Here is a 25225-nt window from a genome sequence, read left to right on the forward strand (position 1 = left end):
AGTACAAATCAAATGAAAGCCTTAGGAGAAAACACCCAAGCAAATTCAATTCGCTTGGGCTTAAAGCTTAGACCATGATATTGGAGTTACCAGATTAGACCTGTAGCCAGAAAGTCACCGGGCCGTCATTAATTAATGACACTTTCATATCAGCAGCAAAGCGGCCACGTTGCGTCGGTAGCTCTTGCTCACACAAATCAGAAAAGTAATCATACAGACGTTCTGCATCCGCAGGGTGTGCACCACGAGAAAAGCCTGCGCGAGTGCCTTTTTTGGTGTCTGCTGGTAACGTAAATTGAGACACCACCAACACCTTACCGTTCACTTGTTTGACGTTGAGATTCATTTTACCGTCATCGTCTTCAAACACTCGATAAGTGGTTACGCGCTCCATCAAACGTTTTGCTTTTGCTTCATCATCGTCCTTCTCTACACCAAGTAGAACAAGTAGACCTTGGTCGATTTCACCGACAACTTCACCGTCCACGCGAACGGCGGCTTCACTGACTCGTTGGATTAGCGCTATCACGACTCTCGCTTCCTTCATCTGTTAATTGCAATTCAGCGGTCGAGTGTATCATTTCTAGGTCATCACTCCAGTGCTCTCTTTCTCCCAAAGCCGCGGTGACTTCCGCACCAATCAAAACAATGAGCCAACACAAATACACCCACACAAACAAGATTGGAATGGCCGCTAACGCGCCATAAATCAACTGATAAGAAGGAAACTGGGTAATGTAGAAAGCAAAGCCTTTCTTACTCAATTCAAACAGCACAGCAGCAATAGCAGCGCCAACTGCACCATGGGATAGGTATACCTTTTTGTTTGGCACTAAAAAGTACAAGCCCATAAACGCAAAGAAGGACAACAACAAAGGCAGCCAACGCAAAAACAGGTTGTAAGCGCCCGATAGCGTTTCGTTCTCAATCAACTTAAGGGACGTCACGTAAGACGTCGCAGCAATACTTGCGCCGACCAAAATCGGACCAAGGGTCAACACCATCCAATACATTGAGAAAGAAAAGACAGGGCGGCGTTTGTCTTTTACTCGCCAAATGTAGTTTAAGTTCTTATCGATATTTGAAATCAACATCAAAGCCGCAACAAATAGAAAAGCACCGCCCACGGCAGTCATTTTTCCTGTATTCGAAACGAATTCTTGCAGCGCCGTTCTTACTGCATCACCAGAAGCTGGGACAAAGTTATCAATGATGTAACCTTGCAAGGTTTCACCCACATTCTCAAACACCGGAAACTTCGACAATATCGACAAAAGTACCGTCAACATCGGCACAATAGACAGCAAAGTAATATAAGCTAGATAGCCAGCATTGACGTTGACGCGATCGTGCGTCATTCGTTTGAGAAGATATTTGGAAAACGCGACGCTCCCCGGCACAAGCCTAGTCAATCTCACCTTGTAACTCTCTGATAACTGGTTCATAGTTCATCCCATAAATTAGCGTCGAGGACATAAGAATGCCTTATTTATTAGCAATTGTACTATCAATTTTCACTTTAACAGGATGTCAGTCCGCTTATTATTCAGCGATGGAGCAAGTGGGATACCACAAGCGTGACATCATGGTTGATCGCGTTGAAGACGCCAAAGAATCACAACAAGACGCACAAGAAGAATTTACCAGTGCACTCGAAGCACTTTCTGCCTTAACCAATTTTGATGGTGGTGAACTGGAAAGCGTCTATAACAACATAAACGATAAATACGAAGACAGCGAAAAAGCAGCACAAGACGTGCGCGATCGTATTGCTGCAATTGAAGACGTGTCCGATGCGCTGTTTGATGAGTGGCAGGGCGAACTAGACTTGTACACCAGCGCGAAGCTACGTCGCTCAAGTGAACAAAAGCTGCGTGAGACCAAAGCATCTTACAAAACCATGCTCAGTGCGATGAAGCGTGCTGAAGACAAGATGACGCCAGTACTCAACACACTCCGCGACAACACGCTTTACTTAAAACACAACCTAAACGCGAGCGCGATTGGCTCTCTAAAAGGTGAATTTTCTAGCCTAGAGAAAGACATCCAATACGCAATCAAACAAATGAATGCCGCGATCGCAGAATCAGATAAGTTCCTGCAACAGCTGAATCAAAAGTAAGCCTTTACAAGCTCCTCTTCGTGAGGAGCTTTTAGTTTGTGCTCTCGACCACTAAGCCTGTGACTCTTCGAACAAACTCGACCCTTTCTGGTATTGTTCCCCATGGTACTTCAACCACTTCATAACCCAGCTCAGCATACGTCTCGACAAGGGCGTGATGAATCTGAAGCGCTTCTTCAAAGCTGTGTGGGCGTACTTCATCTTGAACATAGATTAATGCTTCAGGTCGACAAGTTAGCACCTGACTATGGTACCCAGCACTCTCCGTTAAGAAGGCTTGCTCAACGAGACACCCTCCAACTTGCAGATAAGCCACAATATCGGGAATCGCGCGATCCATAAAAGCCACCTGATGACTCAGCGACTCACACTTTTGCTTACCCATAAACTCAAGACATAAGTTGGCAAACTCGGGTAGGTTACTCCAAGGCAAGATGCCATTTTCTAACTGACTTTGTTGCTCTATCAAAATACGTGAGCCTTCAGCAAACGTCGCATACCCTAAATGACCGAGCGCATTCAACAAGGTCGTTTTGCCGGCGCCTGGGCCACCCGTAATCACAATTGGCCTCATGTACTCTTTTCCCTTCAGATACAAAAAACCCCGAGCATAACTCGGGGTTTCTTCTTAATCGAATCCGTTAAAACAGATTATTTACCTGCACGAGAAGCGCGTTTACGGTCGCTTTCTGTTAGGAATTTCTTACGGATACGGATGCTTTCTGGCGTTACTTCTACTAGTTCATCTTCATCAATAAACTCTAGAGCTTGCTCAAGAGTGTGCTTGATTGGTGGAGTTAGAACCTGAGCGTCATCAGTACCAGATGCACGAACGTTGGTTAGCTGCTTACCTTTCAGAGCGTTTACTGTTAGGTCGTTATCGCGGCTATGAATACCGATAACCATGCCTTCGTAAACTTCTACACCGTGACCGATAAATAGGCGACCACGTTCTTGAAGGTTAAACAGTGCGTTAGTCAGTGCTTTACCCATTGCGTTAGCGATTAGTACGCCGTTGATACGCTGACCGATGTTACCGCCTTTGTGTGGGCCGTAGTGATCAAACGTATGGTAAAGAAGACCAGAACCTGACGTTAGCGTCATGAATTCAGTTTGGAAACCGATCAAGCCACGAGAAGGCATATCGAAGTCCATGCGCACACGGCCTTTACCGTCTGGTGCCATGTCTTTCAGCTCACCTTTACGTAGACCGATGTTTTCCATGATGCCGCCTTGGTGCTCTTCAAGAACATCAATCGTTACTGTTTCAAACGGTTCCATTAGCTGACCATCTTCTTCTTTGATGATTACTTCTGGACGAGATACAGCAAGCTCAAAGCCTTCGCGACGCATGTTTTCGATCAGGATAGATAGGTGAAGTTCACCACGGCCTGAAACGCGGAATTTGTCTGGATCGTCTGTTTGCTCAACGCGCAGTGCTACGTTGTGTACCAATTCTTTCTCTAGACGCTCAAGGATGTTACGTGAAGTTACGAATTTACCTTCTTTACCCGCGAATGGAGACGTGTTTACTTGGAACGTCATCGTTACTGTTGGTTCATCAACAGAAAGTGCTGGTAGCGCTTCAACTTGGTTTTGAGCACAAATAGTGTCAGAGATTTTCAGTTCACCAAGACCAGTGATTGCAATGATATCACCAGCGTTCGCTTGCTCAACTTCGTGACGCTCTAGACCAAGGTAGCCCATTACCGTACCCACTTTACCGTTGCGCGTTTTACCGTCAGCACCGATAACTGTTACTTGTTGGTTTGGCTTAACGCTACCACGAGTTACACGAGCAACACCGATAACACCAACGTAAGAGCTGTAGTCTAGCTGAGAAACTTGCATCTGTAGTGGACCGTCTAGGTCAACTTCTGGAGCGGCTACTTCATCAACGATAGTTTGGAATAGCGGTTCCATGTTTTCGCCAGTTTCGCCCTCTTCTAGAGTAGCCCAACCGTTTAGTGCTGAAGCGTAAACAACTTTAAAGTCTAGCTGTTCATCAGTTGCACCTAGGTTGTCGAATAGGTCGAATACTTGGTCCATAACCCAATCAGGACGAGCACCTGGGCGGTCAATCTTGTTGATTACAACGATTGGCTTAAGGCCGTGTGCAAATGCTTTTTGTGTTACGAAACGCGTTTGAGGCATCGGGCCATCAACAGCGTCAACGATAAGTAGTACTGAGTCTACCATCGACATAATACGTTCTACTTCACCACCGAAGTCCGCGTGTCCCGGAGTATCTACGATGTTGATGCGGTAATCATTCCAGTTAATTGCTGTGTTTTTAGCAAGAATGGTAATACCACGTTCTTTTTCGATGTCGTTTGAGTCCATGACTCGCTCTTCAGCTTCGCCGCGAGACTCTAGAGTACCTGATTGTTGCAGTAGTTTATCAACCAGTGTTGTTTTACCGTGGTCAACGTGCGCGATGATCGCGATATTTCTTAATTTATCAATCTGTGGAGTAGCCATGGATTTGATTCACTTAGATAGATGAAATGCCCCCACGCTGAGAACGGGTGCTCTCTGGTGACATTTGCTGATTAAAAAAACGGCCATAATGTACCAGATTTTAGCAAAAAGCATAGAAATATGTGATCTACTCCCGAGCTTTTCTGCGAAATTTACGCTTAATGCCCACTTTCCTTATTAAAGCGAATTGATTCAACGCAATTTTATTCCAATCGTTGCGTAATACAAATTGACTCTCGCTCAAAAACTGGACTAAATAAGCAACGTGTTTGTCACATTGTGGTGCAATAATTTAAATGCGCACCATTTTAGTGCAAGGTCAGATCATTTTGGTGCAATCGTTTGCACCAAACTAGGATCTGAAAACATAATCCCTTGAAATTAATGGAATATTTTTTTTGGCACGGTTTTGGCTTTAGAGAAACCAGCATCGATTAATAAAATGTCAAACAGATTAATCAATGCTGGATTTAATCAAGATTTCATAAATCGAGCTTTACCGCTTTATTAACACTGGAGGTTATCCACGATGTCAGTAGAAAACGTTTTATCACTGATCCAAGAGAACGAAGTTAAGTTTGTTGACCTACGCTTCACTGATACAAAAGGTAAAGAGCAGCACATCTCTATCCCTGCTCACCAGATCGACACAGACTTCTTCGAAGAAGGTAAAATGTTCGATGGTTCATCAGTTGCTGGCTGGAAAGGCATTAACGAATCAGACATGGTTATGATGCCAGATGCATCTTCTGCAGTGCTTGACCCATTCACTGAAGATGCAACGCTAAACATCCGTTGTGACATCCTTGAGCCTGCAACAATGCAAGGCTACGATCGCGACCCACGCTCTATTGCTAAACGCGCTGAAGACTTCATGCGCTCTACAGGCGTTGCTGATACAGTACTTATCGGTCCTGAGCCAGAGTTCTTCCTATTTGACGACGTTAAGTTCGCAACTGACATGTCTGGTTCTTTCTTCAAGATTGATGACGTAGAAGCAGCATGGAACACAGGTTCTGATTACGAAGAAGGTAACAAAGGTCACCGTCCAGGCGTTAAAGGTGGTTACTTCCCAGTAGCTCCTGTGGATTCATCTCAAGACATCCGTTCTGCAATGTGTCTAGTAATGGAAGAGATGGGCCTAGTTGTTGAAGCGCACCACCACGAAGTAGCAACTGCGGGTCAAAACGAAATCGCAACTCGCTTCAACACGCTAACAACAAAAGCAGACGAAATCCAAATCTACAAGTACGTTGTACACAACGTTGCACACGCATTTGGTAAGACAGCGACATTCATGCCTAAGCCACTAGTTGGTGACAACGGTTCTGGTATGCACGTTCACCAATCTCTAGCAAAAGATGGCGTTAACCTATTTGCTGGTGATAAGTACGGCGGCCTATCTGAAATGGCGCTTTACTACATTGGCGGTATCATCAAACACGCTCGTGCAATCAACGCATTCGCTAACCCATCAACGAACTCGTACAAGCGTCTTGTACCAGGCTTCGAAGCACCAGTTATGCTAGCTTACTCAGCGCGTAACCGTTCTGCTTCTATCCGTATCCCAGTGGTACCAAGCCCTAAAGCTCGTCGTATTGAAGTTCGCTTTGGTGACCCAGCAGCAAACCCATACCTATGTTTCGCAGCAATGCTAATGGCTGGTCTTGACGGTATTAAGAACAAGATCCACCCAGGCGAAGCTATGGATAAAGACCTGTACGACCTTCCAGCGGAAGAAGCAGCAGAAATCCCAACAGTGGCTTACTCACTAAAAGACGCTCTAGAAGAACTAGATGCAGACCGTGAGTTCCTAACAGCTGGCGGCGTATTCTCTGATGACTTCATCGATTCTTACATCAGCCTGAAAGCGCAAGATGTTGAGAAAGTAAACATGACAACTCACCCACTTGAGTTCGAACTTTACTACTCTGTATAAGGTCTAAGCTGTGTAAAATGTAAACACAGTTACAAAATATTAGGCTCGCCTCGCAGGCGGGCCTTTTTTGTATACGCTCAACTAAGTTGCCCGTTTAACATGGAGAGATAACAAAAATACGCCTGAATCTTTTATCTTTATGGATCAAGGTTCTAGGCAACCGAAACGTGAAATCATCGATCAAAAGAAGGTGAGCAATGAAAGTTCAGCTTTTACCAACCCTGTACGCGCTCAGTACCTTGCTGATGGCGTCGACCGCTGGTGCCCAAGTCGCTTACACTTGGGTAGATAAGGACGGGGTCATCCACTTTAGTGACACCCCCAATCAAGGTGCAAAAACCATTTCACTTCCCAACCTAGAGGCTAGTGCACCTGCTCCCCGGGTACAAAGTACGGAGTCTTTAACACCTCAAGCCAGCGTACCAAAAGAGACTGCTGATACACCGAAAGCAAAAACCGAAAAACCTGTGCCGCTTTCCCTATCCATGCTCACACCACAACATGACGAAACCATAAGAAGTAACAATGGGTTAATCAACATCCAACTGGATGCCAACCGCAAACTAGGGATTGGAGAGCAACTGCAACTCATCCTTGATGGCAAGCCTTATGGAGCCCCTCAAAGCCGCCTCACTTGGCAACTCAGCAACATTGACCGTGGTACTCACACCCTTGCGGTACAAGCGAAAAGAAGCGGCAAGCTTATTGCATCTACTAGCCCTATAACGGTGCATTTACATAGAGCGAGTATCAAGCCGACCATTAAAGGGGCAAAGTAGAATATTAAGTGAGAAAAAACGCACGCTCGCGCCGCTTTTCACTTTTTCTTCTGAGATTTATTCGCCATACTTACGTTCTATTGCACCAATATAGTGCAGCGCACAATCACAACGCAAACAAGGACGTAATGTGGATACTAGTCTCTCCAGTGCCATCCTCAATAACATGGTGACAGCGACGTTGATTCTCGATGATGGATTGGCGGTACGTTATGCCAACCCTTCGGCTGAGTTGCTGTTTTCACAAAGCGCTAAGCGCATTGTCGAGCAATCACTGTCTCAATTGATTCAACATGCGTCTTTGGATCTGGCTTTACTGACCCAGCCACTACAAAGCGGTCAAAGTATTACCGACAGCGACGTTACCTTTGTTGTCGATGGCCGGCCTTTAATGTTAGAGGTCACCGTCAGCCCAATCACATGGCAAAAACAATTAATGCTGTTGGTTGAGATGCGCAAGATAGATCAACAACGCCGACTCACTCAAGAGCTTAATCAACACGCTCAACAACAAGCGGCTAAGTTGTTGGTGCGAGGCTTAGCACATGAGATCAAGAATCCACTGGGCGGTCTACGCGGCGCGGCACAGCTATTGGAGAAAATGCTGCCCGATCCGTCTCTGACCGAATATACGCATATCATCATTGAACAAGCAGATCGCCTGAGAGCCTTGGTAGACCGCCTACTTGGGCCACAAAAACCAGGTAAGAAAACGCAAGAGAACCTTCACCAAGTGTTGGAGAAGGTACGCCAATTGGTTGAGCTGGAATCTCAGCATTCGGTGGTAGTTGAACGCGATTACGATCCAAGCTTGCCAGAGTTGCTAATGGATGCAGACCAAATTGAGCAAGCGATGCTCAATATTGTTAGTAATGCCGCACAAATACTGTCTCACCAGGAACACGGTAAAATCACCATACGCACCAGAACGGTGCACCAAGCCAATATTCACGGCCAACGCTGCAAGCTCGCTGCCCGCATAGAAATCACCGATAACGGTCCGGGTATCCCACCAGAATTACAAGATACGTTGTTCTATCCCATGGTCAGTGGCCGTGAAGGTGGAACAGGGCTCGGGCTGTCTATCTCACAAAACCTGATCGACCAGCACAACGGCAAGATTGATGTCGAAAGCTGGCCAGGTCACACCACTTTTACGATTTATTTGCCAATCTGACCACGCTAAATGGTTTTGGTATTCGTCAGTTTTTAGGCTTTCGCTGCAAGGATTTATACATGAGTAAAGGATATGTTTGGGTCGTCGATGACGACAGTTCGATTCGCTGGGTGATGGAGAAAACACTCTCATCAGCCAACATTAAATGCGAAACCTACGCGGACGGGGAAAGTGTACTGATGGCGCTAGAGCGCGAAGTACCAGACGTGTTGGTTTCGGATATCCGTATGCCGGGTATCGACGGACTAGAGCTACTAAAGCAAGTTCAGCATGACTATCCTGATCTACCTGTCATCATCATGACGGCACATTCGGATTTAGACGCCGCTGTAAATGCTTACCAAAAAGGCGCATTCGAATATCTGCCAAAACCATTTGATATTGATGAAACCCTCACTCTGGTTGAACGTGCAATAGCCCACAGCCAAGAAAACAAACGTGAGCAATTGCTCCCAGAAGAGATTCCAACCGACACACCAGAAATCATCGGTGAAGCACCGGCGATGCAAGAAGTGTTTCGCGCCATCGGTCGCCTATCTCGCTCTTCCATTTCCGTTTTGATCAACGGCGAATCAGGTACAGGTAAAGAACTGGTAGCTCATGCTCTGCACCGCCATAGTCCGCGCGCCAACAAACCTTTTATTGCTCTCAATATGGCCGCGATTCCAAAAGACTTAATTGAGTCGGAATTGTTCGGCCATGAAAAAGGCGCATTTACTGGCGCAAACAGTGTTCGCCAAGGTCGCTTTGAGCAAGCCAATGGTGGCACGCTGTTTTTGGATGAAATTGGTGATATGCCATTAGATATTCAAACTCGCTTATTACGTGTTTTAGCCGACGGTCAGTTTTATCGAGTGGGTGGCCACTCACCCATTCAAGTCGACGTTCGTATTGTCGCCGCTACCCACCAAAACCTAGAAAAATTGGTCCACGAAGGCGATTTCCGTGAGGATTTATTCCACCGCTTGAACGTTATTCGAGTTCAAATCCCCGCGCTAAGAGAGCGTAAACAAGACATCGAAAAGTTAACGCAACACTTCTTGGTTCGTGCGGCTGATGAGCTCGGTGTCGAAACCAAAGCCTTGCACCCTTCTTCTGTCGACATTCTTAATCGTCTTGATTGGCCGGGTAACGTGCGCCAATTAGAAAACATTTGTCGTTGGTTAACCGTAATGGCAAGTGGTAGTGAAGTGCTACCAAGCGATCTGCCCGCAGAATTATTGGAAGAGAAAAAAATCATCACCGAGACAAGCAGTGGCAGTTGGCAAGAACAATTAGCGGACTGGGCACGCCATGCGTTAGAAGCTGGGGATAAAGAACTACTTTCCTTCGCTTTACCAGAATTTGAACGCATTTTATTGGAAGCTGCGTTAGAACATACTAAAGGTCACAAGCAAGATGCCGCTAAAGTACTAGGTTGGGGACGCAATACCTTAACCAGAAAGTTAAAAGAGCTGTACTGATTTCGAGCGGTCACGACGTTAGAGCATGGTTATCAAGCGCAAATTTTTCATCTCGCTTGATAACCTAAATGTCAGTACAATTACGGCACACCATCCCTTTTGTGACTAGGCAATGTCTAACGCGACGACTCAAATTACACTACGTACTGCTGTTCTCATCCCCTTTGTGATGATTTTTTTGCTGGCTATCGGTGTGATTGTTTACGTCCAAAAGCAGAGCTACGAAGAAGTTGTTACCGACATCAGTGATAAACAACTTTCTGTACTCACAGAAAGTGTTCACGACCATTTGAATGATTACTTACGCAAACCTTTTACCGCCGTCGCTGCACTCGGCCACAACGTCAGTTATCACAACCTTTACCACCCGAATGACACGAAAGACATTCAATCCTATTTGCTCAGCGCATTTAAAGATCTGTACCACTCGATACCGCAACTCGATGTGATCGCTTTTGGCTCAGAAACGGGTGACTTTACCGGTTTTCGCCGCGAGTCAGCCGATGCATATACCCTGATGGTGCAAGACTACCGAACCAAAGGCAGTTTGGTGATTTATGGTAGTGAAGAAGTCAGTGATGATATTCGTACTATCATCGCCCCTTATGACCCAAGAACTCGCCCTTGGTATCAACCCGTAGCACAAGACCATAAAGCCCATTGGTCATCGATTTATGCCAATGCTGATGAGCGTCAAGACATCACTCTTTCTGCGATGACACCGGTTTACGAAATGGGTACATTTGCTGGCGTCTTGGTCACAGATATACGCATCAACACTTTCAATCAGTTCTTACAAGAGTTAAAGCAAGAGACCAATGCTTCCGTCTATATCATGGACCAACAGCATCGTTTAGTTGCTCACTCAGGACAAGGTAGTGTGATTTCATGGGGTACTAAGTTCTCCGATAAGGGCCAGCGTTTGCTTGCATCAGAGAGTGCCGACCCAATCATAAAAATGAGTGCTGCTCGAGTTAGCGGACAGGTGTTGAATTACACTGATAAACCCTATACGTTCGAATTCGACTTTAATGGTCTGCGCACTTTTAGTCGTATCACGCCTTATCATGACAGCAATGGCTTAACTTGGTTTATCGGCACCTCCATCTCTGAGAGTGAATTACTCGGCACCTTGCCCAAGAGCCAACAAAGGAGCTGGATGGTTGGCTTTTTAGTGAGTCTATGTGGCATCGTTGTCAGTCTACTGATCTTCAATCGCGTCACTCGTCCTATCAATGCTACCGCAACAGCAGCGCAGCATCTGGCTAAAGGGGATTGGGACAGTACGATGCCTCGCCCTGGCTATGTCTACGAAACCACCATCCTTGTACAAGCCTTTAATGAAATGGCCAGTAATCTAAAAGCGTCATTCAAAGCGTTGCGAGAGCAGCTCGAATTCGACTCATTAACCCGTCTCTACAGCCGCCAAGGACTCATTGAAGTCAGTGAAAACAACTCACATGCAGAGCAAGGCAGTTTGTATCTCATTGGGATCAACAAATTTAGGGATATCAACGACAGTGTCGGCCATCACAATGGTGATCAGCTCCTGATCCATGTTGCTGAGCGCCTTAAGCAACAGTTGAAAGAAGAAGCGACGCTAGCTCGTATTGGTGGTGATGAGTTTGCGGTCTTTATGCCAAACATGCACAGCGACGGTGATATTCGTTTAATGGAAAGACGCTTACAGCAATTGCTTGCTGCGCCTTTCATACTCGATGGTGAAACAGTAGTAATCAAGGTTTCGATAGGGGTAGTCAGAACAAAATCAGAGCAATCGATGTCACTGTGGCTACGCAACGCAAGCATCGCCTTAAGCTATGCGAAGCAAGATTCGCTAGCTAGCGTTTGTCACTACAGCCCAGAAATGGCCAGCGCCTCAAAGTTCCGCACTCAAATGCAGGCCAAGATTCAGACGGGCATCGATAATCGTGAATTCGTGCCCTACTATCAACCTATCGTCGATCTGGCAAGCGGCAACATTTGTGGCGCAGAAGCTTTAGCTCGTTGGCACAGTGAATCAGGAATGGTTTCTCCATTAGATTTCATCCCAATCGCAGAAGAAAGCAGCATGATCAAAGCAATAGGGCAACAAATACTCTTCCAAGCATGCCGTGACACACGTAAAGCCATCGACAAAAAACAGTGGCCTGAGAACTTCCAATTGCATGTGAATGTCTCAGTAAACCAACTCTCTTGTCCTGACTTTGTCGACACCGTCAGCAGCGTCCTGAAAACGACTCAATTGCCAGCCAATAATGTCACATTAGAAATTACTGAGTCTCGTATCATTGATAGTGCACCAACAACATTGGATAACCTGATCAAACTGCGTCAAATGGGATTAGGGATTGCCATTGATGATTTTGGTACTGGTTACTCATCTTTAGCGTACCTTCATGCGCTACCATTTACATGCTTGAAGATAGATCGCACCTTTATCAACCGACTCACTGAAGAAGACCTCGACAGCTCTGTTGTTGCCGCGATAGTTAACATCACCAAAGGCATGAAAACCAATGTCGTTGCAGAAGGCGTAGAGACAGCCACGCAGGCAAAGCTGCTTAGCGCATTAGGTTGTAACCAAGTACAAGGTTTTTACTATAGCCGCCCATTACCGCTGGAAGACTGGCCAACACATTTGGTTAACATGAAGTAGAAAAGAGCTGAAATCGTTGATTTCCTAGTCATCATCTACTGACAATCTACCTAACTGTTATTTATACTTAACTGCAAATCTTCCCCATGTATTGTCATCGATAATGTTTGGGCTGAGTTCCTGTTCACAACATACAACCCGGATCGACATAATGATAACTAAGAATCTTCCCCTGACTGATTTGCACCGTCACCTTGACGGTAACATTCGCACTAAGACTATTCTTGAGCTTGGTCAGCAGTTTGGTATTGCGCTACCAGCTTATGATATTGAGTCTCTTACTCCACACGTTCAAATTGTTGAAGCCGAGCCATCTCTTGTTGCTTTCCTTTCTAAGCTTGACTGGGGTGTGGCAGTACTGGGCGATCTAGACGCATGTCGTCGTGTCGCTTATGAAAACGTAGAAGACGCTCTAAACGCACAAATCGACTACACTGAACTTCGCTTCTCACCATACTACATGGCGATGAAACACAAACTGCCAGTGGCAGGCGTTGTGGAAGCCGTGGTTGATGGTGTGCAAGCGGGTATGCGTGATTTCGGTGTCAAGGCGAACCTGATTGGCATTATGAGCCGTACATTTGGTACTGATGCTTGTCAGCAAGAGCTGGATGGTATCCTGAGCCAAAAAGATCACATCGTAGCCGTTGACCTAGCAGGTGATGAGCTTGGCCAACCAGGTGACCGTTTTGTCTCTCACTTCAAGCAAGTCCGTGATGCAGGCCTAAGTGTTACTGTTCACGCGGGTGAAGCGGCGGGCGCAGAAAGCATGTGGCAGGCAATTCAAGAGTTAGGTGCAACTCGTATCGGTCATGGTGTAAAAGCGATTCACGATCCTAAACTAATGGATTACCTAGCAGAAAACCGCATTGGTATTGAATCTTGCCTGACGTCAAACTTCCAAACGAGTACGGTTGAATCGCTAGCTAACCACCCGCTTAAGCAATTCCTAGAGCACGGGGTGCTGGCGTGTCTGAACACGGACGACCCAGCAGTTGAAGGTATTGAACTGCCATACGAATACGAAGTGGCAGCACCAGCAGCAGGTCTGACTAAAGAGCAAATTCGCCAAGCGCAAATCAACGGTCTAGACATCGCTTTCCTATCAGATGCAGAAAAAACTGAACTGAAAGAGAAAGTGAAAGATCGCGTTTAATTGCCGCGAAAGACATAAAAAATGCCAGCATTTGCTGGCATTTTTTTATATCCGAAATCTATTGAGAGCTTAGATAACGCGAGAGAATTGCTGCTGACGCGCTTTCGCTCGTAGGTACTTGTCGAAGCACATACAGATATTACGAATCAATAAGCGACCACGAAGTGTCACCTGAATTTCACGCTCATCCACTTCTACCAACTTGTCATCAACGAAAGTTTGTAGAAGCTGTAGATCTTCTTTGAAGTACTGTTCGAACTTCACTGCAAACTCAGACTCAATCGCTTTCTTATCCAGTTTAAAGTTACAGATAAGCTGCTTAATCACCTCACGGCGTAGCAAATCATCTGAGTCTAAAGAAACCCCTTTCCAGAGTGCATGACGCAAGTCATTCACTTGAGCATAGTACTTCTTCAACTCTTTTTGGTTTTGCGCGTACGCATCACCAATCATGGAAATCGCAGAAACACCAAAGCCGACCAAATCACACTCACCTTGCGTGGTGTAGCCTTGGAAGTTGCGGTGCAAAATACCTTCACGCTGGGCGACGGCAAGTTCATCATCTGGCATCGCAAAGTGGTCCATACCGATGAATTGGTAACCAGCTCCCGTAAGTGTCGCGATCGTGTCTTGCAGAATCGCCATCTTCTCTTCAGCTTTCGGCAAATCCTCGTCTTTAATCTTACGCTGCGCAGCAAATAGCTGAGGCATATGCGCGTAGTTAAACACAGATAAACGACCCGGCTGCATTTCTAACACTTGCTCAAGTGTTTTAGCAAAAGACACCTTCGTTTGCTTCGGTAAGCCGTAAATTAGATCGAGGTTCGTTGAACGAAAGCCAAGCTCTTTGGCGCGTGCGACCATGGCAAAGATAAATTCTTCATCTTGCTCGCGATTCACAAGCTGCTGAACTTCTTTATTGAAATCCTGAACACCAATGCTCAGACGATTGAAACCTTCACTGCGCAGATGATCCAGCATGGTTAGTTCGATTTCACGCGGGTCCACCTCAATACTGATTTCAGCGTCCGCATTAAAGATAAATTCTTGGCGCAATAAATCCATCACACGAGTGATTTGTTTTTCAGACAAGAAAGTTGGTGTACCACCACCAAAGTGCAGTTGAGTGACTGTTCGCTCACCAAGCAACGATGCGCGTTGACGAATTTCATGCTCCAGTACGTCTAGGTATTCGTCTGCTTTGTGCGAATGACGAGTAATGACCTTGTTACAGCCGCAGTAGTAGCAAAGCTTGTGGCAAAACGGAATATGAACGTACAAAGATAACGGACGATCTGGGTATTGAGTGCATGCCATATCGTAGTCTGAAATGGTAAATGCTTCATGAAACTCCAGCGCCGTTGGGTACGACGTATAGCGAGGACCGGAATAGTTGTACTTATCCAATACCGCTTGATCCCAGACAATTTGCTGCTTCGATTCAGTATGTTGATTCGACATGGTGGTACTTTCCGTTAAATGCGAGGGCAACGAAAATCGTTACCCAATATTCAGAGGTCGTTATTTTGCCATATGACAAAGGCAACAACGGTAACCGCAGGTGGCTTTTTAAGTATAAAACCAAAGAAGTGCTAGCGTGATCACGATACCCCCAATAGCAATAAGGAAACCATTGGGGATACAAACTAGATCATCTGAATATTGATTTGGTTATTCAGTGGCTGGACGTTTTTTTGCAACACTTTGAGTTCTTCTACGATCGTATCCGTCAAGCGCAGCTCTGCTTTATGGCGATCCAAGTTTTGTTGCATACGCTCTTTCTTCGCAAGTTGCTGTCGGTCTTCACCACGCGCCATATCTTTCACAATATGGTAAAGCTCAGAAATCGCTGGGTACGTTTTATCAAAATCCACACGGTCTTCACCCTGAACATAGTCCATGATGTTGTATACACGAATGCTGATTTCAGATAAATCACACTGACCTTGAATACCAGCCTGACACAAAGTATGCACGTTCTCAAAAATGTTGGCGTTACGTTTATCGATCGCCAATTTTTTATGCTTCAGCTGCAATTCCTTTTGCTTTTTCAATTGAAGCAGAAGGTAACCTGCATATGAAGCCAGCGCGATAATGATCACAGCACCCGCAATCGCTAATAAGGTTACGTTCATGAATTACTTATCCTTTGTAGTCGTCGAAGTTGATGTCATCGAAATCCGCTAGTAGGTCATCGTCGTTGCGAGTACCTTTAGCAGCAGGAGCGGTGAAGTCTTCCTCTTCTTCCGGCTCAAGTAGACCAAGTTGGTCCATCAGTTTTTCGATGCGATCTAGCTTCTCATCTACGAACTTCTGTAGACCTGTGCCTAGGTTCTCACCCGCTTCAATGCGATCCAACAACACGTTCAATTGCGCATCGTTTTCTAGCATCTCTAGCTCTTGCTCAGCCGATAGGCGACGCTCTTGTTTTGTCATCTTCTTCGCTGGCTCAACGATCAGAGGAATTTTCTTCTTACTACCTAAACGTGGATCACGATTTTGGGCAGCCGATTGCTTCTTCTGTTCATTCACTTCTGAGTTACGGTTACCTGTCTTCAAGCCTTTACGCTTTTTAGCGCGCTTGCGTAGACGGCCTTCAACGTCAGATTCTGTGCGGTTACGAGTGACAACAAATTCAGGTGCGCCTGCTGCACCTGGCTTTCTAGATTTTTTACTACGGCTCATTACTGGGCTTTCCTCAGTAAAATTACATCATTACCAATAAATTCGAGTTCGAGCTTATCCCGCTCAGCTAGGAACTGGAACGTTTCACGGCTAAAGAACACCACGTGAGTAGGATCGTTCTTATAATGCCATGATTGAAAGGCTTCTACATCGATGACCATTTTTGTCATCAGGCCTATCCAGCCACCTGGCTTAACTAAATTCAACCATTGCTTCCACACCACATCGGGGTGGTAGAGGTGTTCGATCACCTCTGTTGCTGTCATGAAGTCATACTGCTTTTCTAACACCGATGTATTAGGGTGATAGTAAAGATCATACAACGCCATGTTGTGCCCTGCTTCTTCTAACATTAATGAAAGCGTAGGGCCTGGACCACAACCAAAGTCGATTCCGTTCGATTGTGGTGAAATTCGCTCTGCGATTGGGTCAGCAATTCGCGACAAAAAATGTCGATATCCCATATCTTCAGGATTGTTCTCATGCAGATCATAGTGAGCTTTTTCAGTTTTCGCATCCAAACGTTGGTCTGGATTGACGAATACCAAACTGCACTGTTCACACTGAAGATACTCGCGTCGCTTATCTTCAAAAAAGTGGTGAGTGCGCTGATTCTGGCATAAAGGACAGGTGTGCATGCTGACTTCCTCAAACAGGGATGCGAAACATACCAGAAAGTGGACACAGATTGGAGTGTTGCTGGATACTTTTTCAGCAGTTTTTGTTAAAAAACTTTGATTGGCAAAAATGAATATAAAAAAAGCGACAGTGAGACTGTCGCTTTCTGAATGCCACCAATAAGTGGCGAAACTGTGTTGCACACATCTGGTGCACCAAGAATCCTTTTGTTTTTCAAGCTTTCCCTGCCAAAAAGTGTTGTTCTTCATCTTCCTGATGAGTTTTGGCTATCCTTTCACTTCCTGTTTACTGAGCTACTTCCTGAAGCCTGATCCGTTTCGCTGTCTTAACCGTTAGACTAGATGACCATCCATATCTGATAGGCTCCTTGCCTATCTAAGTCCCTTTTCCGACTACCAAACGTCCTTCGCTTGCGTCCTTGGAGACCTTATATCCATGGTCTAAATTCCTGAGGTTCACTCCTTGTGAACACCGTCTACTTTACGGGTTTCGTAAAAACCAACAAGTCACCAAAAGCAATTAATGACACTAATTTTTTGCCATAAATAAATAACCCATTTTATCAATAACTTAAAAGTTATAGAGAGAAATCGCATCGATCACGTATGGCAAATGTCTCACAAGGCTTCAAGCTATCTATCACTTTTATGTTTAACATTGAATAAGATCGAGATCACACAAAGCCACAAACAAAAATGCCCCAACCAATAGTTGGGGCATTCCTGTATAACTTTGCTCGAACGCGGTGTAGGGGGCTTAGTGCAGACCGCCAACGTATTTCGACAGAACTTCGATGTCTTCGTCTGTCATTTTCTTTGCGATGTCACGCATCATGGCATTCATATCATTACCACGAGCACCATCACGGAACTTCTCTAACTGAGCTTTGATGTAGTCAGCTTGCTGACCAGAAATTTTAGGGAAACCTGAAAGCTCAGTGCCGTTACCACGAGGACCGTGACACGCAATACATGCGGTTAGACCACGCTCTGCATCACCAGCGGTGTAAAGTACCTTACCTTGCTCGACCACATTTTCGGGGGTTGAGCTCTCTGCAATAGGTAAAGAGGCATAGTAAGCAGATAGATCCGCGATGTCTTCATCACTTAGTGGCATAGCCATACCACTCATTACAGGATCGTAACGACCTTGTTTACCACCACTAGTCATACCTAGTTTTAGATCTTTTAATTGCTTCTCAAGATACTTAGCGTGTTGGCCTGCAAGATTCGGGTACATTGCTAGTGCACTGTTACCATCTGCTCCGTGACAGGCGACACAGGTTTGTGATTTTGCTTTACCAGCTTCAATATTACCTTGGGCCCATACTGAGCAACTGGCTAAAAGACTCAAAATTAGCGCTAATTTCTTCATGACATTCCATTATAATTATCAAGCTTCCAGTACCACGGAATGTGAACATACCGCGTACACTCATGGTACAATAGGCGACCTTATGCCGAGCACGGTTATTTTACACAATTTCACAAAAAAGTAATCAATCGACTACACAAAGTCGAGATGGAGTTAACAGTGAGCGTAAAAATTCATTACCAAAACACGCATTTCATCACCAGCGCACCCGATATTCGTCACTTACCGGAGGACGAAGGTGTCGAAATTGCGTTTGCAGGACGCTCAAACGCTGGTAAATCGAGTGCACTGAATCGCCTGACTAACCAAAAAAGTCTAGCGAAGACATCAAAGACCCCAGGTCGTACTCAATTGATCAACCTTTTCAAAGTACAAGAAGGTTGTCATATCGTCGATTTGCCAGGATACGGCTTCGCTCAAGTACCGGTTGAGATGAAGAACAAATGGCAAAAGTCATTAGGTGAATACCTACAGAAACGTGAGTGTCTAAAAGGTCTCGTGGTTCTAATGGACATTCGTCACCCAATGAAAGATCTCGACCAGCAAATGATTTTCTGGGCAATCGACAGCCGCATCCCTGTGCAAGTACTGCTGACTAAAGCTGACAAGCTAAAAAGCGGCGCTCGTAAACAGGTACTACTGAAAATTCGCAAACAAGCAGAGACGTTTGGTGGCGATGTATCGGTTGATGTGTTCTCTTCATTGAAAGGTCTGGGAGTTGATCAGCTTCGTGCCAAACTGGACGTTTGGTTTGCACCGGCAATCGCACACCTTCTTGAAGAAGACGAACAAGATGACGCTCAAGAGAGCAACGAAGAATAATTAACAAAATTTGTTAAATTTTTTCGACACAGCCCTGCCTTTTGGTGGGGCTTTTGCTTATGTGGGGCAAGAAAGGTGAATTTCAGGCAATAAAAATCCCCACCTTCCTGGCAGGGATAACGGGAGAGAAAAATTGGTAATTATTGTTATGAGGCGAAGCATTACTGAACTGAGATTCGATTTCAATAGGTTAAAAAGCAATCTTATCTTCTACCTCAAACCAAACACCCTCACCCACACGACACAATAGCCCTATTATTCATATAGTTAAGTTAAGCAGAACATCAAAAAGACGTAACTTAGTTTCTTTCGAGAAAAAATAATAGTGTGACTGGCGTAAATTTACAGCATGAATAACGCAATAAATTGGAGTGAAAAAGCTAGATTTGACAGTAACTTAGAGAGGTCTAAAAAAGTGCATTTTTGTGGACTATTTTAACTTATTGATCAAAAAGAAAAATTTTCTTTCGCCCAATAAAAAACGCCCCAGTCAAAAACTGACTGGGGCGGCTGAATCAGCCTAATCCAATAACGTGAAACAAAAGGTCTGAAAGATAGAACATCTTACCTCTGTACCCTACGAGAGATAATGTACAACAATTGGTCAGATTTGCAAAGAATTTTTGTAATTTTTTTTCATGAAAGTTTTATTAAGCAACAATAATTCTCACAATTGAATTGCTTTTTTATTAGCACAAAAAAGCCAGCGTTTGTGCGCTGGCTCATGTTTAATTAGTAAAATTGATTTAAAAGTGACTAGTGTGCTTGGTCCCAGTTATCACCGTGACCTGCTTCTGCCACTAGAGGAACTTTCAGTTCTGCTGCAGATTCCATCAAATTCTGTACTTTATTTTCAATTTCGGACAAAGAAGACTCTTCAACTTCAAAAACCAATTCATCGTGCACTTGCATGAGAAGTTTCACTCGACCATTACCTTCTTGCTGAATCCACTCATCCACTAATAACATCGCTTTCTTGATGATATCCGCAGCGGTACCCTGCATCGGCGCGTTAATCGCGGCACGCTCAGCAGCTTTACGACGCATACCGTTACGAGATTGAATTTCTGGAAGATGCAGACGACGACCAAAAATCGTCTCTACGTAACCTTGTGCAGAAGCAGTACTACGCGTGTCTTCCATGTACTGCATTACACCAGGGTAACGTTCGAAGTACTTGTCCATGTAAGCCTGCGCTTCACCACGCGGAATACCGAGCTGTTTTGCTAAGCCAAATGCGCTCATGCCGTAAATCAAACCAAAGTTAACCGCTTTTGCACGACGACGCTGTTCACTTGAGACTTGGTCGATAGAAACACCCATGATTTCTGCCGCCGTTGCTGCATGGATATCTTTACCATCGCGGAACGCATCAAGCAGCGCTTGGTCACCTGACAGGTGCGCCATAATACGCAATTCAATTTGAGAGTAGTCGACTGCCAAGATCTTATATCCCGTCGGTGCAATAAATGCCTGACGAATACGACGACCTTCTTCGTTACGAATTGGAATGTTCTGCAAGTTAGGATCGGTTGAAGATAGACGTCCCGTTGCAGTAACCGCTTGGTGGTAAGAAGTATGCACACGGCCCGTTGATGGGTTAATCATCTTCGGTAATTTGTCGGTGTACGTTGATTTTAACTTCGCCAGACCACGGTATTCCAAAATCAGTTTTGGTAGTGGGTAATCCAGAGCCAGTTCTTGCAGCACTTCTTCATTAGTAGAAGGCGTCCCTGATGGTGTCTTCTTGATGACTGGCAGACCCATTTTCTCAAACAGAAGTGCTTGCAACTGCTTCGGTGAGTTCATGTTGAACTCTTGCTCTGCAATCTCATAGGCTTTCTGCTCAAGCTCATCCAGACGTGCGGCGATCTCTACCGACTGCGCACTAAGCTTCATGTCATCAATCAGTACACCTGTGCGTTCAATGCGAGACAGCACTGGTACAAGTGGCATTTCGATTTCTTCGTATACGGTTTTTAGCTTCTCATCTTGCTCGATGTTGGCAAACAAACGGTTATGTAGACGAAGTGTCACGTCCGCATCTTCCGCTGCGTATGGTGAAGCTTCATCCAGATCGATTTGGTTGAAGGTCAGTTGATTCTTACCTTTACCTGCGATTTGCTCGAATGAAATGCAGCTGTGTTGTAGAAAGCGCAGTGCCAAGCTGTCCATATCGTGTTTGCCACCTACGCTGTTGTAAACGTAAGACGCTAACATAGTGTCGTGCTTGATACCTTTCATCTCAATGCCGTAGCGAGCTAGCACAGATGCGTCGTATTTTAAGTTTTGACCAACTTTCGATTGAGCTTCATCTTCAAGAATTGGCTTAAGCTGTTCGAGTACCCAATCACGATCAAGTTGCTGAGGCGCATCTAGATAGTCATGGGCCACTGGTACATAAGCCGCAATGCCTTCATCGGTCGCAAATGATAGACCTACTAGGTTTGCCACCATGTAATCTAGGCTGTCGGTTTCGGTATCAAACGCAAATAACTCAGACGCTTTTAGTTTATCTAACCAAGCATTAAATAAAGCTTCATCCAGGATGGTTTCGTATTGGCTACGGTCGATTTTTACTGCTGAGGTGTCCATATCTGCTTTAGATGAAGCAGAACCACCACGCACTGCGCCGGTTGATTCATCCGCTTCTACGACACCTGTGCCGCCTTCTAATAACTCATTCAACCAAGACTTGAACGTCAACTGACCGTACAGTTTGATCAGCTCATCTGTGCTTGGCTCTGCTTTTAGCAATGATTCTGGCGTCTCTTCCAGCTCCACATCCAACTTGATGGTTGCCAACTCATAAGACATCATCGCATCGTCTTTGTTGTCCACAAGCTTCTTCGCCATGGTTTTGGAACCACGGAAACCAAGCGCAGCGATATCGTCGAGGTTTTCATACAGCTTAGTTAGACCGCCGATCCCCTGCAGAAGTGCAGTTGCAGTTTTATCACCAACACCCGGAACGCCGGGGATGTTGTCGACTTTATCGCCCATCAACGCTAGGTAATCGATGATCAGCTCTGGTGGAATACCAAACTTCTCAATCACCCCTTCACGATCCATCACGACGTTAGTCATGGTATTGATCAAGGTGACGTTATCATCGACAAGTTGGGCCATGTCTTTATCGCCTGTACTGATCAAAACCGGCATGCCCTGTTGTGATGCTTGATAAGCCAAAGTTCCGATAACATCATCAGCTTCTACGCCAGGAATACAGATCAGTGGCAGGCCCATTGCTCGAATGACGTTATGCAGTGGCTCAATTTGGCAACGAAGATCATCCGGCATTGGTGGACGGTTCGCTTTGTATTCTGGGTACATATCGTCTCGGAAGGTTTTACCCTTCGCATCGAAAACCACCGCAATGCGATCCGAAGCAAACTGACGCATCATACTGCGTAACATGTTCACCACACCGTAAACTGCGTTAGTTGGAATTTCACCGTTACTCATCGTGCCTGGGTAAGCGTGAAAAGCGCGATATAGATAAGAAGAACCGTCGATCAGAATCAACGGATTTTCAGGAATACTTGCCATAATTGTCTGTATCCAAATCAGTACTTAATAGATCTGCTTAGAATGCCATGACTGCTGATCCGAATCTATCTTGTTCGCTCGATCAAGTTCGCGGAAATTTTCCGATGTTATTCACGAAAAACACCTCTCACTGTGGATAACTCTGTTTATAGAAATTATCCACTGGTTATCCCATGGAAATAAAGACAGAAAAAAACAAACATAAACTATTGTTTTAGTGGTAATTATTTTAAAACAAAAGACAAGATCAACGATCCTGAAATGATCATGACATGTGGAAAAGTTGCCGATGGAGGCGTCAATTAGAAATCACAGAAAAGAAAAAAGCGACCCAATTGGGTCGCCTAGCAGAAGTGGTAAAGCTATTTCCATTTGTATGGCAGCTTAACCAAGAAGCTATAAATTACACTGGAAGCAATGTGAGCAATGTCGTGTCAAAAAGAATTAGTGCAAGTTCTGGGGAAAATGTTTCATTACCTTCTCAACACTCGGTTAATTAGCAATTCAACGTCCTTGTGAACTTTCCTCATTCCCTAAGACAGGTTTAATAATAATGATTCTCATTTAACAGTCAATACCTAAATGAGAAAAAATCTCATTTATTTTTTATAGCGCCTTAATGAAGCGTACTCTAGACTCACGTAAGTTCGGTTTTTCTTCAAACTTTTCAATAATGTATTCATTTCTTAGCAACAAGCGAAGCATGGCAGGAAATTGGTTACGAGATTTCACTTTTAAAGTTTTGTAGCCCTGCTCTACTACCCATTCCTCCTGCGCTTCTAATAACATTTGCGCCACGCCTTCATTGCGCGCTTCTGGTGCTACGCCACCAAACCAACTGTAGAAGGTATATTCATCTAACTCGTAGCCGATTTTGAAACCTAGGATCGTCCCCGCTTTCTCAGCCACTAGGATTAAACTTTTTTTATCTCCTAGGCGCTCAGCCATGGATTCAACCGTCTCACCATGTGCAAACTCAGTAACACGAGCTACCACTTGGATCGCCTCTTCCAGCGTGCCTTCACGAATCAGCATTGTCATTGTCTTACTCTCCAGAAATAAATATACCCAAGTAACTTCAAGCCGTGTGTATTCCGTCTTGAGGTTACTTGGGTATATTCAGACCGACAACAATTGTCGGTCTGGCTTTTCTCATTGAGCGATAATTACTCGTCTGTCGCTTCTTGCGCTTTGACTAGGTGCTCTGCAGGTTGTGCATTTTCTTCCGCTAGCCACTCTGCTACATCTTTCGCGAAGTAAGTCAGGATGCCATCTGCGCCTGCACGTTTGAAGCAAAGTAGCGATTCCATCACAGTCTCGCGCTCTTTCAGCCAACCATTCATGATGGCTGCTTTATGCATCGCGTACTCACCCGAAACTTGGTAAGCGAACGTTGGAACTTGAAGCTCAGCCTTAACACGGCGAACCACATCAAGGTAAGGCATGCCTGGCTTAACCATCACCATGTCAGCGCCTTCATTGATATCAAGAGCCACTTCATGTAGCGCTTCATCTGTATTCGCAGGGTCCATTTGGTAGTTTTTCTTGTTGCCGCCTTTTAGGTTCGCTGATGAACCAACGGCATCACGGAATGGACCGTAGTAGTTTGATGCGTATTTCGCAGAGTAAGCCATGATTTGAGTATGGATGTGACCCGCTTCTTCTAGTGCTTCACGGATTTTGCCGATACGACCATCCATCATGTCTGATGGTGCAACCACGTCAGCGCCTGCTTCTGCGTGAGAAAGCGCTTGTTTTACGAGAACTTCGGTTGTCTCATCATTCATCACGTAGCCATCTTCATCGATGATGCCGTCTTGGCCGTGAGTAGTGAACGGGTCGAGTGCCACATCTGTGATCACACCGATTTGAGGCACGTGCTCTTTTAATGCACGTACTGCGCGCTGAACCAAACCTTCAGGGTTGTAAGCTTCAGCAGCACATAAGCTTTTAGCGTCTTGGTTTACGACAGGGAAAAGCGCGATTGCTGGTACGCCTAGGTTTGCTAGGTATTGTGCTTCTTCTAGCATTAAATCAATCGACAAACGTTCTACACCCGGCATCGATTCAACACTTTCACGACGATCTTTGCCCATCAAAATGAACATTGGGTAAATCAGATCGTTTACTGAAACTTGGTTTTCAGCCATCAGACGACGACTAAAATCGTGCTTACGCATACGACGCATACGGCGTGCAGGGAATGGACCTTGAATTGATACAGACACCACTTTCTCCTTGTCTGGAAGGTTACGATGATCAAATCATCTGGTGGCAAAATCATATCACTCTTGATGCACCTTGCGAGCAGCAATATGGAAAAACGGCATGAAAAAAACCGAAAATGACCCAGCACTCACACTCAAGTATACTTCTCACT

Annotated in this window: 20 protein-coding genes; 8 read left to right on the forward strand and 12 right to left on the reverse strand. The window is 45.2% G+C overall.

All coding sequences use genetic code 11. The annotated features are described in order from the left end of the window. Nucleotides 1-94: 94 nt before the first annotated feature. Nucleotides 95-529: a D-aminoacyl-tRNA deacylase gene (dtd, locus tag ITG12_RS10370; RefSeq protein WP_038870041.1), complete on the reverse strand. Its 435-nt coding sequence runs from the start codon at nucleotides 527-529 to the stop codon at nucleotides 95-97. Continuing rightward, on the reverse strand, nucleotides 501-1445 hold the full coding sequence (locus ITG12_RS10375) for a virulence factor BrkB family protein (protein ID WP_038870039.1): 945 nt from the start codon (nucleotides 1443-1445) through the stop codon (nucleotides 501-503). The genes dtd and ITG12_RS10375 overlap by 29 nt, the downstream gene beginning before the upstream one ends. Nucleotides 1446-1480: 35 nt before the next feature. On the opposite strand from ITG12_RS10375, the gene ITG12_RS10380 reads away from it, so the two are divergent. After that, a complete protein-coding gene (locus ITG12_RS10380) occupies nucleotides 1481-2122 on the forward strand; it encodes a DUF2959 domain-containing protein (protein ID WP_005434517.1) in 642 nt (213 codons plus the stop codon). Nucleotides 2123-2153: 31 nt separating this feature from the next. On the opposite strand, the gene ITG12_RS10385 is transcribed toward ITG12_RS10380, so the two are convergent. Both ITG12_RS10385 and typA read right to left on the reverse strand, forming a co-directional pair. After that, a complete protein-coding gene (locus ITG12_RS10385) occupies nucleotides 2154-2696 on the reverse strand; it encodes an AAA family ATPase (RefSeq protein ID WP_038876999.1) in 543 nt (180 codons plus the stop codon). A 77-nt stretch (nucleotides 2697-2773) separates the two neighbouring features. Then, nucleotides 2774-4603 (reverse strand): translational GTPase TypA, encoded by a 1830-nt coding sequence (gene typA / locus ITG12_RS10390; RefSeq protein WP_038870035.1) that lies wholly within the window; start codon nucleotides 4601-4603, stop codon nucleotides 2774-2776. 529 nt (nucleotides 4604-5132) lie between these two features. Between typA and glnA the strand changes: the two genes are divergently transcribed. From glnA to add, 6 genes are all read left to right on the forward strand, one after another. Next, nucleotides 5133-6542 carry a glutamate--ammonia ligase gene (glnA, locus tag ITG12_RS10395; protein WP_038870033.1) on the forward strand — a complete coding sequence of 470 codons (1410 nt, stop codon included), beginning with the start codon at nucleotides 5133-5135 and terminating at the stop codon, nucleotides 6540-6542. 197 nt (nucleotides 6543-6739) lie between these two features. Then, the gene (locus tag ITG12_RS10400) at nucleotides 6740-7321 is read left to right on the forward strand and encodes a DUF4124 domain-containing protein (protein WP_038870031.1); all 582 of its coding nucleotides are present in this window, start codon (nucleotides 6740-6742) and stop codon (nucleotides 7319-7321) included. Nucleotides 7322-7451: 130 nt separating this feature from the next. Beyond that, nucleotides 7452-8498, forward strand: coding sequence for a nitrogen regulation protein NR(II) (gene glnL / locus ITG12_RS10405; RefSeq protein WP_038877002.1), 1047 nt, complete (start codon nucleotides 7452-7454; stop codon nucleotides 8496-8498). A gap of 59 nt (nucleotides 8499-8557) precedes the next feature. Next, nucleotides 8558-9961, forward strand: coding sequence for a nitrogen regulation protein NR(I) (glnG, locus tag ITG12_RS10410; protein WP_038870027.1), 1404 nt, complete (start codon nucleotides 8558-8560; stop codon nucleotides 9959-9961). Nucleotides 9962-10073: 112 nt separating this feature from the next. Then, complete coding sequence (locus ITG12_RS10415; protein ID WP_248873053.1) at nucleotides 10074-12620, forward strand: EAL domain-containing protein; 2547 nt, start codon at nucleotides 10074-10076, stop codon at nucleotides 12618-12620. A gap of 151 nt (nucleotides 12621-12771) precedes the next feature. Further along, a complete protein-coding gene (gene add, locus ITG12_RS10420; RefSeq protein ID WP_038870023.1) occupies nucleotides 12772-13776 on the forward strand; it encodes an adenosine deaminase in 1005 nt (334 codons plus the stop codon). A 69-nt stretch (nucleotides 13777-13845) separates the two neighbouring features. Here add and hemN read toward each other — a convergent pair whose 3' ends face one another. From hemN to ITG12_RS10445, 5 genes are all read right to left on the reverse strand, one after another. Further along, entirely contained in the window at nucleotides 13846-15237 is a 1392-nt protein-coding gene (hemN, locus tag ITG12_RS10425; RefSeq protein ID WP_038870022.1) for an oxygen-independent coproporphyrinogen III oxidase, read from the reverse strand. A gap of 185 nt (nucleotides 15238-15422) precedes the next feature. Further along, on the reverse strand, nucleotides 15423-15911 hold the full coding sequence (locus tag ITG12_RS10430; protein WP_248873054.1) for a DUF2489 domain-containing protein: 489 nt from the start codon (nucleotides 15909-15911) through the stop codon (nucleotides 15423-15425). Nucleotides 15912-15918: 7 nt separating this feature from the next. Beyond that, nucleotides 15919-16461, reverse strand: coding sequence for a Der GTPase-activating protein YihI (gene yihI / locus ITG12_RS10435; RefSeq protein WP_038870017.1), 543 nt, complete (start codon nucleotides 16459-16461; stop codon nucleotides 15919-15921). Continuing rightward, complete coding sequence (locus ITG12_RS10440) at nucleotides 16461-17099, reverse strand: class I SAM-dependent methyltransferase (protein WP_038877099.1); 639 nt, start codon at nucleotides 17097-17099, stop codon at nucleotides 16461-16463. Before ITG12_RS10440 ends, yihI begins: the two co-directional genes overlap by 1 nt. 757 nt (nucleotides 17100-17856) lie before the next feature. Continuing rightward, nucleotides 17857-18474: a c-type cytochrome gene (locus ITG12_RS10445; protein WP_038877007.1), complete on the reverse strand. Its 618-nt coding sequence runs from the start codon at nucleotides 18472-18474 to the stop codon at nucleotides 17857-17859. A gap of 159 nt (nucleotides 18475-18633) precedes the next feature. Between ITG12_RS10445 and yihA the strand changes: the two genes are divergently transcribed. Beyond that, on the forward strand, nucleotides 18634-19296 hold the full coding sequence (gene yihA / locus ITG12_RS10450; RefSeq protein WP_038870014.1) for a ribosome biogenesis GTP-binding protein YihA/YsxC: 663 nt from the start codon (nucleotides 18634-18636) through the stop codon (nucleotides 19294-19296). Nucleotides 19297-20052: 756 nt separating this feature from the next. On the opposite strand, the gene polA is transcribed toward yihA, so the two are convergent. The 3 genes from polA to hemB form a co-directional block, all read right to left on the reverse strand. Beyond that, nucleotides 20053-22845: a DNA polymerase I gene (gene polA / locus ITG12_RS10455; RefSeq protein ID WP_038877009.1), complete on the reverse strand. Its 2793-nt coding sequence runs from the start codon at nucleotides 22843-22845 to the stop codon at nucleotides 20053-20055. 606 nt (nucleotides 22846-23451) lie between these two features. Continuing rightward, nucleotides 23452-23886 carry a GNAT family N-acetyltransferase gene (locus ITG12_RS10460; RefSeq protein ID WP_038877011.1) on the reverse strand — a complete coding sequence of 145 codons (435 nt, stop codon included), beginning with the start codon at nucleotides 23884-23886 and terminating at the stop codon, nucleotides 23452-23454. A 125-nt stretch (nucleotides 23887-24011) separates the two neighbouring features. Then, nucleotides 24012-25073 carry a porphobilinogen synthase gene (gene hemB / locus ITG12_RS10465; protein ID WP_038877013.1) on the reverse strand — a complete coding sequence of 354 codons (1062 nt, stop codon included), beginning with the start codon at nucleotides 25071-25073 and terminating at the stop codon, nucleotides 24012-24014. Between the last annotated feature and the right edge of the window lie 152 nt (nucleotides 25074-25225).

Origin of the sequence: Vibrio sp. ED002 (genome assembly GCF_023277445.1) — a bacterium.
Taxonomy (GTDB): Bacteria; Pseudomonadota; Gammaproteobacteria; order Enterobacterales; family Vibrionaceae; genus Vibrio; species Vibrio jasicida.

Coding starts and splice junctions, on each gene's coding strand:
- ITG12_RS10375 (WP_038870039.1), bottom strand. CDS start 1,445: ATGAACCAGTTATCAGAGAGTTACAAGGTGAGATTGACTAGGCTTGTG.
- ITG12_RS10380 (WP_005434517.1), top strand. CDS start 1,481: ATGCCTTATTTATTAGCAATTGTACTATCAATTTTCACTTTAACAGGA.
- ITG12_RS10385 (WP_038876999.1), bottom strand. CDS start 2,696: ATGAGGCCAATTGTGATTACGGGTGGCCCAGGCGCCGGCAAAACGACC.
- typA (WP_038870035.1), bottom strand. CDS start 4,603: ATGGCTACTCCACAGATTGATAAATTAAGAAATATCGCGATCATCGCG.
- glnA (WP_038870033.1), top strand. CDS start 5,133: ATGTCAGTAGAAAACGTTTTATCACTGATCCAAGAGAACGAAGTTAAG.
- ITG12_RS10400 (WP_038870031.1), top strand. CDS start 6,740: ATGAAAGTTCAGCTTTTACCAACCCTGTACGCGCTCAGTACCTTGCTG.
- glnG (WP_038870027.1), top strand. CDS start 8,558: ATGAGTAAAGGATATGTTTGGGTCGTCGATGACGACAGTTCGATTCGC.
- ITG12_RS10415 (WP_248873053.1), top strand. CDS start 10,074: ATGTCTAACGCGACGACTCAAATTACACTACGTACTGCTGTTCTCATC.
- add (WP_038870023.1), top strand. CDS start 12,772: ATGATAACTAAGAATCTTCCCCTGACTGATTTGCACCGTCACCTTGAC.
- hemN (WP_038870022.1), bottom strand. CDS start 15,237: ATGTCGAATCAACATACTGAATCGAAGCAGCAAATTGTCTGGGATCAA.
- ITG12_RS10430 (WP_248873054.1), bottom strand. CDS start 15,911: ATGAACGTAACCTTATTAGCGATTGCGGGTGCTGTGATCATTATCGCG.
- yihI (WP_038870017.1), bottom strand. CDS start 16,461: ATGAGCCGTAGTAAAAAATCTAGAAAGCCAGGTGCAGCAGGCGCACCT.
- ITG12_RS10440 (WP_038877099.1), bottom strand. CDS start 17,099: ATGCACACCTGTCCTTTATGCCAGAATCAGCGCACTCACCACTTTTTT.
- ITG12_RS10445 (WP_038877007.1), bottom strand. CDS start 18,474: ATGAAGAAATTAGCGCTAATTTTGAGTCTTTTAGCCAGTTGCTCAGTA.
- polA (WP_038877009.1), bottom strand. CDS start 22,845: ATGGCAAGTATTCCTGAAAATCCGTTGATTCTGATCGACGGTTCTTCT.
- ITG12_RS10460 (WP_038877011.1), bottom strand. CDS start 23,886: ATGACAATGCTGATTCGTGAAGGCACGCTGGAAGAGGCGATCCAAGTG.